The sequence below is a fragment of the Clostridium punense genome (genome assembly GCF_017874425.1).
Classification (GTDB): Bacteria; Bacillota; Clostridia; order Clostridiales; family Clostridiaceae; genus Clostridium_J; species Clostridium_J punense.
This window is the reverse complement of the sequence record NZ_JAGGLL010000020.1, coordinates 35318-47906: the sequence shown is the minus strand read 5'-3', so window position 1 is coordinate 47906 and position 12589 is coordinate 35318. Positions and strand designations below refer to the sequence as shown.

At 31.0% G+C, this 12589-nt stretch carries 13 protein-coding genes and 1 pseudogene; 13 read left to right on the top strand and 1 reads right to left on the bottom strand.

What is annotated here, in order from left to right; genetic code table 11:
- Positions 1-159: 159 nt before the first annotated feature.
- The 4 genes and pseudogenes from J2Z44_RS13190 (at position 160) to J2Z44_RS13180 (ending at position 2146) form a co-directional block, all read left to right on the top strand.
- Positions 160-999: a nucleotidyltransferase domain-containing protein gene (locus J2Z44_RS13190; protein WP_021285370.1), complete on the top strand. Its 840-nt coding sequence runs from the start codon at positions 160-162 to the stop codon at positions 997-999.
- A 37-nt stretch (positions 1000-1036) separates the two neighbouring features.
- Positions 1037-1258 (top strand): annotated as a pseudogene (locus J2Z44_RS21575) (acetyltransferase); the annotation flags it as partial.
- 62 nt (positions 1259-1320) lie between these two features.
- The gene (ybaK, locus tag J2Z44_RS13185) at positions 1321-1791 is read left to right on the top strand and encodes a Cys-tRNA(Pro) deacylase (protein ID WP_021285371.1); all 471 of its coding nucleotides are present in this window, start codon (positions 1321-1323) and stop codon (positions 1789-1791) included.
- Positions 1792-1963: 172 nt separating this feature from the next.
- Positions 1964-2146, top strand: coding sequence for a hypothetical protein (locus J2Z44_RS13180; protein ID WP_021285372.1), 183 nt, complete (start codon positions 1964-1966; stop codon positions 2144-2146).
- A gap of 242 nt (positions 2147-2388) precedes the next feature.
- On the opposite strand, the gene J2Z44_RS13175 is transcribed toward J2Z44_RS13180, so the two are convergent.
- Positions 2389-2556 (bottom strand): hypothetical protein, encoded by a 168-nt coding sequence (locus tag J2Z44_RS13175; RefSeq protein WP_021285373.1) that lies wholly within the window; start codon positions 2554-2556, stop codon positions 2389-2391.
- 542 nt (positions 2557-3098) lie between these two features.
- Between J2Z44_RS13175 and J2Z44_RS13170 the strand changes: the two genes are divergently transcribed.
- From J2Z44_RS13170 to J2Z44_RS13130, 9 genes are all read left to right on the top strand, one after another.
- The gene (locus J2Z44_RS13170; RefSeq protein ID WP_021285375.1) at positions 3099-4109 is read left to right on the top strand and encodes a GNAT family N-acetyltransferase; all 1011 of its coding nucleotides are present in this window, start codon (positions 3099-3101) and stop codon (positions 4107-4109) included.
- Between the two features lie 678 nt (positions 4110-4787).
- Positions 4788-5765, top strand: a complete 978-nt coding sequence (locus J2Z44_RS13165; RefSeq protein WP_021285376.1) for a phosphatase domain-containing putative toxin — start codon at positions 4788-4790, stop codon at positions 5763-5765.
- A 229-nt stretch (positions 5766-5994) separates the two neighbouring features.
- Complete coding sequence (locus J2Z44_RS13160) at positions 5995-6327, top strand: SdpI family protein (RefSeq protein WP_021285377.1); 333 nt, start codon at positions 5995-5997, stop codon at positions 6325-6327.
- A 409-nt stretch (positions 6328-6736) separates the two neighbouring features.
- Positions 6737-7231, top strand: coding sequence for a GNAT family N-acetyltransferase (locus J2Z44_RS13155; RefSeq protein WP_021285378.1), 495 nt, complete (start codon positions 6737-6739; stop codon positions 7229-7231).
- A gap of 667 nt (positions 7232-7898) precedes the next feature.
- Positions 7899-8363, top strand: a complete 465-nt coding sequence (locus J2Z44_RS13150) for an NUDIX hydrolase (protein WP_209649650.1) — start codon at positions 7899-7901, stop codon at positions 8361-8363.
- Positions 8364-8673: 310 nt separating this feature from the next.
- Positions 8674-9813: an alpha/beta hydrolase gene (locus J2Z44_RS13145; protein ID WP_021285380.1), complete on the top strand. Its 1140-nt coding sequence runs from the start codon at positions 8674-8676 to the stop codon at positions 9811-9813.
- Positions 9814-10200: 387 nt separating this feature from the next.
- Positions 10201-11082 carry an aminoglycoside phosphotransferase family protein gene (locus tag J2Z44_RS13140; RefSeq protein ID WP_021285382.1) on the top strand — a complete coding sequence of 294 codons (882 nt, stop codon included), beginning with the start codon at positions 10201-10203 and terminating at the stop codon, positions 11080-11082.
- Positions 11083-11124: 42 nt separating this feature from the next.
- Positions 11125-11472, top strand: coding sequence for a TIGR04076 family protein (locus J2Z44_RS13135; RefSeq protein ID WP_021285383.1), 348 nt, complete (start codon positions 11125-11127; stop codon positions 11470-11472).
- 459 nt (positions 11473-11931) lie between these two features.
- Complete coding sequence (locus J2Z44_RS13130; RefSeq protein ID WP_021285384.1) at positions 11932-12438, top strand: GNAT family N-acetyltransferase; 507 nt, start codon at positions 11932-11934, stop codon at positions 12436-12438.
- Positions 12439-12589: the final 151 nt, after the last annotated feature.

The window sequence follows — 12589 nt, the reverse complement described above, 5'->3', positions numbered from 1 at the left end:
TAAGTAGGTTAGACTCCTAATGTGAAAAATGAGGCCTTCAAGATAAACTTTGAAGGCTCATTTCCAGAGGGATAATGTAAAACATAAGTAATATATTGCAAAAATGCATAACCCGACATAAAATGTAGCTTTTGATATTGAAAAAAGGAGTGTGTTCGTATGGTAGATAATATTATTCAATTAGTAATAGAGAAAGTATCCTCTTTGCCTTGTATAGAAGGTATTGTCTTAGGGGGATCACGGGCAAGAGGCACCAATACAGAGGATTCAGATATAGATATCGGAATCTATTACAATTCAGAATCATTTGACCTAACTACTATCAATCAACTTGCTACAGAGTTGGATGATGAGCATAGAAGTAACCTTGTTGTACCTCTCGGAGAATGGGGTGATTGGGTTAATGGCGGTGGATGGTTAGTCATAAATGGGTATCATGTTGACTTAATTTTACGTGATAAAAAACGGGTGGAAAAAATAATTAAAGATACAGAGCAAGGAATTGTTACTGCCAATTATCAGACAGGGCATCCTCATGGATATATTAGCGCCATGTATCGTGGAGAATTGGCAATCAGCAGGGTGCAATACACTAATGATGAAAACTTTTATCAATTAAAAAAGCAAGCAGAACGTTATCCAACCGCTTTGCAGAAAGGGTTAGCCGAATTCTTTATGTTTGAAGCAGATTTCTCCTTAATGTTTGCTGAGAACAATATAGATAAAGACGATGTATCCTATGTTTGCGGGCATTGCTTTCGAAGCATATCTTCACTTAATCAAGTCTTATTTGCAGTAAACAGAGAATACTGCATAAATGAGAAAAAGGCGGTTAAGATGATTGAAGATTTTAAGATCAAACCAAACGATTACAAGGGAAGGGTCGATAAGGTTATTTCCTTAATATCAACAGATGTAGATTGTACAAGAAAAGGAATAGAGATTCTTCAAAGACTAGTAAATGAGGTTGAACATCTGAAAGGAGCCAATATTCAATAACGGGACCAGATAAAAAAAGCTATATCCAAATGAAAATATAAAGACGGTTTGCGATATAAGTAACCTGCCTAAAAGACCTAATGTTGAGATTGGCGAATACACTTATTATAGTGATAATAAGAAATCTCCAGAAAAGTTTTATGATAACTTAGAGCACCACTACGAATTTCTAGGGGATAAACTGATAATAGGCAAGTTTTGTGCAATTGCAAAGGGTTTTAAGCTTATCACGAATGGAGCAAACCACAGAATGGACAGTAGCTGTTTTACTAATGAAATAGGCTTAGAGATAAGAATTTTATGATTTTTGGAGTGAGATATATGGCAGTTAAAACAAATGTAATGAGATTATTAGATAAGGCGAAAGTTGAATATAAAAGTCATTGTTATGCAAATACAGATGCTGTTAGTGGCATTGAGGTAGCAAATATTTTGAATCAGAATCCTAAGCAAGTGTTTAAAACACTTGTAACTGTAGGTGAGACTAATAAATACTATGTATTTCTAGTTCCTGTAGCGGATGAATTAGATTTTAAAAAAGCTGCTAATAGTGTTAAGGAGAAAGCAGTTAGAATGATTAAATCAAAGGATTTACTGGAGGTTACAGGATATATACATGGGGGATGCTCACCCATTGGCATGAAAAAGAGTTTTGTAACTATCATTGATGAATCAGCAGGTAACTTTGATACTATCATATTTAGTGCTGGGAAAATTGGATATCAAGTGGAAGTAAGTCTTGAAGAATTGAGAAAGGTTACTACATTCAGTTTAACAGACATTATTCGATGAGAATAAAGAATAATGTTCATAAAATGTAAAGAATTTCATTAATTCATATAAGGAGTTAACTAAAAATTTAGTTAACCCATGGTAAAATATAATTAACTGAAAAGACGTAGGTATAAATAATTATAAACGAGTAATGAGGTTTTCAAATTAGTAAAAAAGTGGAGGTATTTGTATGTGGGTTAATTGTTTAGATAGAAATATCTTTATAAAAAGTTTATATAGTGAAGTACCTCATTTGAGTAATGCACAAATTAAGGCATTGTGTATCAGTGATGAAGGGAATAGAGTGACATTAGGCTTTGACATGCCTTATTATGCAGAGTTTCCACCTCAAAAGTGGTTAGGGCTAGGGTAAACTCGATTTTTGTTGAAGTAGATTTGTTTGGAATTAAGGAATTAGTAGTTAAGTCCTCTAAGAATACATTTTGAGGAGACATTTCAATTGAGAAAGATAATAACAATATACTGAATGTTAAAATCGAAGGATCTGTAAACGCAACAATACAAGCTGAGTGCGGACTTATTCAAAGAGTCAGTGCTTATTTAAAGTGAAACTAAGCTTAAGATATAATAGTTTAATCAAAAGTAATTTTAAAGTTACTTAGGTGGAGGAGAAGGGTGAGTTTTTCCAAGGACTTTATTATAATACTCTGTTATAGCTTCATCCAAAATTGTACTTAGATAAACATTTACATCTTCATGAGTAGCTTTAAGTTCATTAAGTTTTCTTATTGTAGATTTTCGGAAAGCATAAGTTCTCTTCAAATCAAAGGCATCCCCATTTATAGGAGGGGTTATGCCATTTGGGACAGCCTTACCTTTTCGGTTATCAGTAATACTTTGTAATTAACTTAGAAATAAAAAGATTATGTTTTAAAACTAGTATAATAATATAAATAGTAACAAAGCTTTTTATAGTTAATTCTAGCAAATCCAATACCACCCCCTAACTATAATGATGTATTCACCAATAGTCCAAGGGGGATAAAACGCTCAAGACCCCCGTAGCCATCCACTACGGAATTTTAATTTGAACTTTAGAATTATACCATAATTATGTAGAATATATACACAAGAATAAAATGGAAAAATCTCATTTGGAGTAGTTAAGGAGAACCGCGCACTATAAGGTACGTCGACTTTGGGTAGATAAGTGATAAGTGTCGGGGGTGACATTTGATAACTTTTGTAACTTAGATTCTCGGAATTTATGTAAAAAACAATTAGGAATTGTTTTTTACATATTTAATAATTTTTTGGCATGCTATAATTTATTATGAAATGTAAATTCAATTGGGGGGATAGAAATGAACAAGTGTAAATTCAAATCAATTACAGTTGATGATATACCTGCAATGGCTGACTTGCTAATAGAAAGACAAAATTTTGAGAGTAAGTTATATTCATTTCTTAAAAATAGCTGTCTTAACATAAAGTATATTACAGATATGTTTGAGGATTTGTTCGTTAATAGTAAAGTGATAGGGATAGGGGCATTTTCTAATGGGGAACTAGTAGGTTATATAATAGGAGAGATAAAGATTGATAGTAGAAGAGGTAGGTATGCATGGGTGCCCTATGAGGGAATGGCAATTAGAAGGGGTCAATCATCTGAACTTATAAGGAATCTCTATGCAAAGGTTTCAGTTATTTGGCTTGAACAAGGTTGTTTCAATCAATATACTTTAGTACCCCTTGGAAGTCAAGAGTACTATGAGGCCTTCCTGAGATTAAGCTTCTCTATTCAGCAAGTACACTCCATAATGAACATGGAGGAGTACAAGCCTTTTGAAAATGTAGCTGATATAGATATTAGACTTGCCAATAAAATGGATAGTGAGGCTATGGGCAGGATGTCCCAAATAATCCAGTACTATCAAAGTTCGTCACCAACTTTTGAACCTTTATTACCTGAAGTTGTAGCACAAATAAAAGCTGGGTATAGGGGTATAGTAGAGGATGATGATGCAACGGTTGTCATTGCGACAAAGGACATGAAAGAAGTAGGATTTCAAGTATATGGGACTATTAATTCAGATTTGATGTCACCCGATGATGGAGTAGAGCTAAGTATTGCGGGCACTTATTCTTCCGAAATGAGAAGTGGTATCGGTAAGAAATTAATGAATGAAGGCTATAAGATTATGAAAGAAAAGGGATATAACAATATAATTACAGATTGGAGAATAACTAATCTTGCTTCTTCAACATTTTGGCCCAAATGTGGATTTAAACCTATAGCTTACAGAATGTTTAGATGTATAGACAGGAATGTAGCATGGGCAAACATTTACAACCCAAGTATTAAACAGTTGTAGTGAATTCAGTTAAGGAATTTTATCATTTGTCGCTGTTACCCAGAGCTATGGATGACAGTGATATCAGTTAGATTGTAATGGTCTTATGTATACTGGGATATTCCTTGGGAGGGACTAAAAGAACTCCATCTAACCACAAGGTTTACGGTTCCACTATGCTACACCCAAATTCATTGGGCAAGGGTTAGTAGATTTTAAACCCTAAGCTTATTAGAAAATTTAAGCAGCCACTAAGAAAATTCTCCAAGGAACTAGTATCCTTTGGAGTAATGTTCTCAGTGGCTGTTTTTCTGTGTCTTAAAATTAAAATTCAATTAATAGGTAGACAAATTACAGCTAAAGTTTTCAAGATTTTTTAGTCTTAATTGTAAATTGCTTTTGTTTAAATTGTAGGAAGATTACGGAAAGTTACAGGTATATTATTACAGTAATTACATGGTAGAAAGGAATTAATTAGATTGTAAGTTATAGTAAAATCGGACATACTAATCAATTGTCAGCTAGATAAATATTATTCTATATCAAGAGCTGGAATACAGGTAAGAATAAGATATCTATAAGTTAAATAGTAAAAAACATTAATTCCATAATAAAACTATAAAACTGGTAGAAGTAGCTAAACACAAAGTTAGTTAACATCATATAATATAACGTGGAAAATTATTATGGAGAATGAATATGAAACAAAATGAAATAACTTTAAATAACTCTACAAATTACAATACAATTGAAGATAATTTTAGACATGGACATCATGGCTGGTATTCTTATCGACATCCATTTTTATATGAATATTGCTATCATATAAATGATGAAATGATACAAGAACCTTATTATAAATCTCGAAGTAATAAGTTACACCTTGTTATAAATTCTGATAATGCAAAAAAGTTACCTGACAACTTTCGCAATACTATTGATTTAGCTAATTTTAAAGATAATAAAGTTATAAACTTAAATGGATTAGCTAATTTAAACGCATCTGCTAGTTCTCAATTTTCTGAAAGTGGCCTTGCATTTGTTAAACAATCCATAGGCCATGCTATGCCAATAATTATAGTTGATTTAAGGCAAGAATCACATGGATTCATCAACGGTGTAGCGATAAGTTGGGCAGATAACCATAACAAGGCCAATAAAGGCTTGACTAAAGAAGCAGTTTTAACTGATGAAAATACAAGATTACATGGCATCTTATTAAACAAGCCAATATATATTGGTGATATAACATTAATACCTAAAAAACTTGAAAATGAAAAAAGCTTAGTTCAAAGCTATGATATGTCATATATGCGTATACCTGTAACAGATAATGAAATGCCTAATAATGGAATGGTTGATTATTTTATAAAATTCGTTAATTCATTGCTTCCAAATACCTGGCTACATTTTCATTGCAAAGCTGGGTTAGGAAGAACAACTACTTTTATTGTAATGTATGATATGATGAAAAACGCTAAAAATGTCAGTCTCCAAGATATAATGAATAGGCAGGTCTTACTAGGCGGAAAGAACCTACTTAGGGATGAGCAGCTCTTGATGAATCGCTCCGAACAAAGAGTTAAATTAATAAAGAGATTTTATAGGTATTGTGTTGAAAATAATGACAATTTTAAAACTACATGGTCTCAATGGATTAGACAACATAGAAATTAAACATTACCATATAAAGTTTTAAAACATATAAATGAATATAAATAAATGTGACTGAACTAAATTACCTTTGATTCAAACTTTAGGAAGATTACGGAAAGTTACAGGTATATTATTACAGTAACTTTGTGGTAAAGTTAATTTGATAGAGTTATATAAGGATTTAATCTAAAGTGAAACTAGTAATTAAATGTGTAGGACAAAATTAGTTATTTTAAGAGGAGGAATGTAAATGGATTTATTGCATTTCTTAGATTTATTTTTTAATCATTCATTTATTGGATTGCTGTTATTAATTTTGGGTATAGTATATAAACTTTTTCCACCTAAGAATGTAAATTCATTTTATGGCTTTAGGACTGGAAAATCACAAAAAAGTAAGGAAGTATGGGATAAAGCAAATATATACTGTGCAAAAAAAATTATAGAAATAGGAATCTTTTTAACTATATTAGGTGCTATTAATTTAATAGTACTTCCTAATATGTACTCATTATTTTCAATCATTACTGTAGGTCCGCTACTAATATGGGTAATAGTGAAAACAGACAAACACATAAGCTAAAAAGAGTATTCTCTTAAATCCTATATAACATTACAGGAGTCAAATAAATCAAAATTCATTGAAGGTATCCAAGCAACTATATTGAGCTATGGTAATAAAATTGTGCTTCTTGCTGATATAACCTTGTATTTACCAAAGAAACTATAGCTTCATAATAGTTATAAAATATACCTTAACCAAAGAATTATGATTAATGTAAATCCGAAAGGTAGTAAGATTATATAGTTTGTGTATGGACTTTTTAACAATAAATAGAGCATCTTTAAGTCTTCAATATAAGCTTAAAGATTTACTCTATTAATCTAAGAGAGTAATAAAGAAATCATATAGTTAAAGATAAATAGGAATTCAAATCGTGGGTTATTTGCATAAAATTATGTTAAGGCATTAGAAGTGGAGAGTGAACAAAATGAAAAATGTTAAATTAGAAAAAATGACACTGGAAGATTATAACGACTACATTTATCCTGCTGTAACCAACTATGAAGATCAACTTCTACTAAGCGGACGTTTTGATAATAAGCAGGAGGCACATGAATTTGCAGTATGGGAATATAACGATATATTCAAAGATGGATTTTATACCCCTGAAACATATTTATATAATATTACTGTAAATGAACAAAAGGTTGGAATAATTTGGTTTATAAATGAGGATAATCAGGGTGTTCCAGGTGAGGCTTTTATTGGTGATTTCTTAATTTACGAAGCTTATAGAAATCAAGGATATGGTTATAAAGCATTGCGTATAGTAGAAGATGTAGCAAAAGCTCAAGGTCTCACTGAAATAAGGCTAGGGGTATTGAATCACAATGCAAGTGCTAAAAAGCTTTATATAAGTGTTGGTTATACCGTTTTTAAAGAAAGAGAAAATGACTGTATTATGCGTAAGCTTTTGTTTTAATATTGATTATGACTACTTTGCCTGTTTCTTGGTTAGTAAGTTAGAAGAAGTTTACTATAAAGATAATATGGATATACGATTCTTTGGCTCAAAAATGTACTCAATATGGCAGTGTTACCGTCTGAAATTCAAAATAAAGAACCATTTTGCATATCTTTAGATAGCTATAAATTAGAGAGTAAAAAAATCTATGAAATAGGTGGAAGAAAATTTGTTAGAGGTATATGGAGGAAGTAAATATAATTTAAATGGACTAACAAATTCCAGTTTATAGAGTTGAAGTTACATAGCTTTAGTTTTGGAATTTTGCATTTTTCAAATATCTATTTGCTTACATAGCATAACATAAAGAGCTTAATATATACTCTAAGTTTATAAAAGGTTTAAGTAGATACTAAAAAGATTATTGAAGGAGATAGTATCCTCTGGAGTAATTTTCTTAGTATCTTATTTTTATGCGTCTTTAAATCAAAATTCAACTAGTAGGTAGACGCTTTACAGCTAAAGATTTCAAGAGTTTCAAGTCTTAGATGTAAATTACCTTTGATTTAAATTTTACGAAGGTAATGAAAAGGTACAGGTATATTATTACAGTAATTATATGGTAGAATAAGTATTGTAGTTCGTTGTAGTAAACAAGGCTGAGGGAATGGAAAGGGGTTAAGAAATGATTCTAGCAGAGAATAAAAGTGGACAACAGTTATTTGAGTACATAGAAGTATCCGAAAAAGATTTACTAGAAAGTGATATATTTAAACCTGTTACAGGTTCATTTGCATTTATAAAATGTAGAGATAGGTATTTGATTGCATATAACAAATGGAGAAGACAGTGGGAATTTCCTGCTGGAAAAATTGAAAAAGGTGAAACATATAAAGAATGTGCAATTAGAGAATTATTTGAAGAGACAAATCAGAATGTTACTAATCTTGAATATAGAGGTCTATTTAAAATATATGATAAAAATAAAAGTCAAGTAAGATATAGAACAGTGTATTTTGCAGAAATTGATAAAATTACTGGATTCAAAGAGAATAATGAAATGACTGAAATTATGCTATGGGATTTGGAAAGCGATATAGGGTATTTCGATGAAGTAGACAAAAAAATGCTACAGCTATGTGTTAGATAAAAGGTGACATATTAAAAAATCAAGACGCACTTTTCTTAAATTCATCTTAATAATAGAATTGTGATTATTTTATTATATAGAAAATTCAACTGTTTTTTGCCTAATAAAGGTACATGAAGGCTTTGAGATTAGTGCCTTTGAGAGTTTATGTAGAAAACGCTATAAACATTTAAGATAAAGTTTTGTAGAATTTGTTTAAAAAGCAAGGTTAATATCCTAAGGTAATACTAAAATAAAGGCTAATAAAAAATAATTACTGAATGAGTTCCATTCAGTGAGATATGAGATTTATTTAATAAGGAGAACACTTATGAAAGTAGGAAGAGTAACAAGAGTCTTAATTGATAAAGATAGAACAGAAAGCTTTTTATCAATTAATGAAAAAGGGAAAATAGTTATCAGTATATTCTACCAAGCAGATCATGAGTTTAATACATCAGAAAAACCATATTACAAGGGCTTATATGAACCAAATAGTGAAGAGTTTATTAAGAGATTTGGAGACAATAATGAAGAGAAAAAGGAATACTTAAGAAATATAAAGATAAATACATTTAATAATGCTCCAATTACAAAAGAAGACAAAAAGTTTCCAGTTATCTTATTTTCAGGTGGACTAGGTATGGGAAGAGACTTTTATATGTTTAATATTGAAGAGATGGTAGCGAAAGGGTATATAGTGGTAACAATTGGACATATTTATGATACAGAATTTACTATTTTGCCTGATGGAACAATAGTTGAACAAGATGAAGCTGTTAAAGATCATACTAAAGCAGCAAGAGAAAAATTAATTAGTATTAGGAAGAAAGATGTTTTATTTATTTTAGATGAACTTAGTAATTTAAATATAGAAGATGAAATAATTAAAAATAAAATGAATTTGAATAAAATAGGTGCTGTTGGTCATTCCATCGGTGCATATACATTATTTGAGAGTTTTAAAGAAGATAAAAGAATTAAAGTTTTAGTTATGCTAGATGGAAGCTTACAGTATATTAATTTAAACAAAGAAATAGCAGAAGGTAAAAAACTTAATAAACCATTACTTAACTTTAGGAAGGGATTAAATAAATATGATGAAAGAATGAAATCCTTTATTGAAAAAAATAAGGACAAGTTTGATGGTGAATTATTTAAAGATTTTTTATTAAGAGAGCACTATACTATAATAAATCAAGAAGAAGGACAAGAACAGTTAATGAAATATTTAGATAAGTACCAATCATCAATTAAATTATGTAACACAGAGCATATGACTTTTTCAGATTGGTTTATAGTTAAAAAAGAATTAAAAAATAATGAAATGATACCAGTAGAAGAAGCTCACAATATTATTAATTATGTTATAGTTTCATTTTTCGATGAATTTTTATGTGAGATAAACCAAGAATATACTGATATTCTGAAGAGTGAGAGATATAGTAATCTTAAGTTATTAGGGAACTAATTATATTTATGATTATAGGTTTTCGAGTAAATTTGACCTACTTTTTCAATTAAGACTAATAGATTAAGCAACCAGAAATCAGAGAAAAATATGACTATCAAATAACTTTTGTATTGAAGGAGGCAAGACTCATGACTATGGGACAGCTAATATTATTTTTGATATTAATCTTTTATATAGGATGGCTTAATACCTCAATTAGGGAGATAAAACAAAAACTCTCTAACATTGAAAAAATGCTAGATAGATAAAGCTTAGTGGAATTTATAATGTACTCTGAAAAACTTGTTCTCGTAATCTAAGAGAGCAATACAAAAGTCATATGTAAAAGATAAAGAGTTATTTAGCTAATAGAATACTTGCATTTTTAGAGGGAGATGAGTAGGAGTGTGTGCATATGATTTTAAGACCAGGATACAGATTACAAAGGGATGGTCAAAAGATAAAAAATATTGCGTTACAGCCCATGATGGGAAAAAATGTTTGTTACGTATTTCAAAAACAGAGCAACAAGAACGTAAGAGGGTAGAATTTGAAATGATGCAGCGTGTGGAGTCTCTTGGTGTGCCTATGTGTAAGCCGATAGCATTTGGCACTTGTGAGGAAGGTGTATATTTTTTACAAAGTTGGATTGAAGGAAAGGATTTTGAAGAGGTTCTTACGAGGATAACTTATAAAGAACAGTATGCTTATGGAATTGAGGCGGGGCAAATATTAAAGCATATTAATTCTATTGAAGCTCCTGATACGCAGGAGGAGTGGGAGGTACGATTTAATAGTAAAATTGATCAAAAAATCAAAATGTATAAAGATTGCTCCATAAAATATGAATATGGACAAGCTTTTATTGACTATATAAATGCGAACCGCTATTTGCTGCAAAATCGTCCACAATGCTATCAGCATGGGGATTATCATGTGGGCAATATGATGATTGATTCTGAGGGCAAACTGCAAATTATTGACTTTGATAGAGCTGATTTTGGTGATCCATGGGAAGAATTTAATCGAATTGTTTGGAGTGCACAAAGATCTCCTCTTTTTGCTTCTGGCATGGTAAATGGCTATTTTAATGATAATGTACCAATGGATTTTTGGCGACTGCTTGCACTATACATTTCAAACAATACTTTGTCATCTATAACTTGGGCAATTCCATTTGGGCAAAGTGAAGTTGATACCATGATAAATCAAGCCAAAGAAGTTCTAAAGTGGTATGATAATATGCAAAATACCATTCCTACTTGGTATAAAAGGTGTATAAAATGAGTGTAAAAAAGAAGTTGATAAATTTTAATTTGGAGGTAAATCATGAAAAAATGGTATGATGAGGAGTACAAATTTCAAATTGAGGTAACTGGGTTTCTTCGTAGTGACCATACAGAGCGGTACTGTAGAAACGGCGAGGAAGTTGGGGATAAGTATACCTGTACCTATGGCTGCCCCGTAAATACAGACGGACAGGGTATCTGTTCCAAGGTTATGATGATCATGTTCCCAATCATGGAGGCGGTGAGAAGTGGCGGAGATTTAGAGAACATTGGTGGCAATGATAAATATAGCAAGGATATTGTATGCCCAGATGGCTGCGTCATGTTCAGGCTGACTGCAAAGAAACTTGACAATGAGAATTTTTATAAGGGGAAGTTTTTTGATTAATCTTGACGTTTATTATGCTTAGTTTGAAGACAACTAAAATATATAAACTCCAATTTCTAGAGTTGAGGTAACATAATTTTAGTTTCAGTGTTCTAGTACCTTCCTAATACCTATTTAATTGCATCATATAATAAAAGAGCTCAATATAAACCATAAGTTTACTAGAAAATTTAAGTAGCCTTTAAGAAAAGTCTCCAAGGAGCTAGGAAGCTCTGGAGTAATTTTCTCAGTGGCTTATTTCATATTTTATAAAATTTAAACGCAACTAAAGCTAGCTAGACAATCTCTAGCTAAAGCTTTTATCACCTTCAAGCCTTAGCTGCAAATTGTCTTTGACTTAATTTTTATGCAGGCAATGAAAAGATGCAGTCATATTATTACAGTAATTATATGGTAGAATAAGTATAATAGTTCGATATAGTAATTTATTGTACATTATTTATAATCGGAGGGAGTTCCATGAAATACATAGAAACAGGAATTGAAGGATTTAAGCTTCGCTTTGCTGAGAGAGGTGATGCTGCGATTATTTTAAAATTTATTAGGGATTTAGCTACTTATGAAAATGAATTAGACCAAGTTAAAGGGACAGAAGAAATGTTAGATTATTCTTTATTTGATCGAAACGGTGCCGAAGTAATTATTGGAGAATACAATAACAATCCAGTTGGTTTCGCCTTGTTTTTTCAAAGTTTTTCTACATTTTTGGCAAGACCGGGTATTAATCTGGTGGATTTGTACATAGAACCTGAGATGAGGGGAAAAGGATTTGGGAAAAAAATATTGTCGTATCTGGCTAAACTTACTGAAGATAGGGATTGCGGAAGATTAGAGTGGTGGTGCCATGATTGGAATGATTCTGCAATTAAGTTATACAAAAAATGGGGAGCATTTCCAATAAACAATATTAGAGTGTATCGCCTGTGTGAAAATGCATTAACTGAGCTTTCTAAAGAGCTTAAATAGTGTAAGATAACAGCAATTTTATTTTTTAGAAATTAAAGACACTTTTTCTTAAACCATTGCTTAATCATATAATTACGATTAATTTAAACTCGCAACAGTAGAATCTAATAGCTTTGATATAAATAGTAATTTCATGTATAGGTTATTTATA

What these genes read in the sequence shown, in the direction of transcription:
- J2Z44_RS13190 (WP_021285370.1), top strand. Translation starts at nt 160, where the DNA reads ATGGTAGATAATATTATTCAATTAGTAATAGAGAAAGTATCCTCTTTG.
- ybaK (WP_021285371.1), top strand. Translation starts at nt 1,321, where the DNA reads ATGGCAGTTAAAACAAATGTAATGAGATTATTAGATAAGGCGAAAGTT.
- J2Z44_RS13180 (WP_021285372.1), top strand. Translation starts at nt 1,964, where the DNA reads ATGTGGGTTAATTGTTTAGATAGAAATATCTTTATAAAAAGTTTATAT.
- J2Z44_RS13170 (WP_021285375.1), top strand. Translation starts at nt 3,099, where the DNA reads ATGAACAAGTGTAAATTCAAATCAATTACAGTTGATGATATACCTGCA.
- J2Z44_RS13165 (WP_021285376.1), top strand. Translation starts at nt 4,788, where the DNA reads ATGAAACAAAATGAAATAACTTTAAATAACTCTACAAATTACAATACA.
- J2Z44_RS13160 (WP_021285377.1), top strand. Translation starts at nt 5,995, where the DNA reads ATGGATTTATTGCATTTCTTAGATTTATTTTTTAATCATTCATTTATT.
- J2Z44_RS13155 (WP_021285378.1), top strand. Translation starts at nt 6,737, where the DNA reads ATGAAAAATGTTAAATTAGAAAAAATGACACTGGAAGATTATAACGAC.
- J2Z44_RS13150 (WP_209649650.1), top strand. Translation starts at nt 7,899, where the DNA reads ATGATTCTAGCAGAGAATAAAAGTGGACAACAGTTATTTGAGTACATA.
- J2Z44_RS13145 (WP_021285380.1), top strand. Translation starts at nt 8,674, where the DNA reads ATGAAAGTAGGAAGAGTAACAAGAGTCTTAATTGATAAAGATAGAACA.
- J2Z44_RS13135 (WP_021285383.1), top strand. Translation starts at nt 11,125, where the DNA reads ATGAAAAAATGGTATGATGAGGAGTACAAATTTCAAATTGAGGTAACT.
- J2Z44_RS13130 (WP_021285384.1), top strand. Translation starts at nt 11,932, where the DNA reads ATGAAATACATAGAAACAGGAATTGAAGGATTTAAGCTTCGCTTTGCT.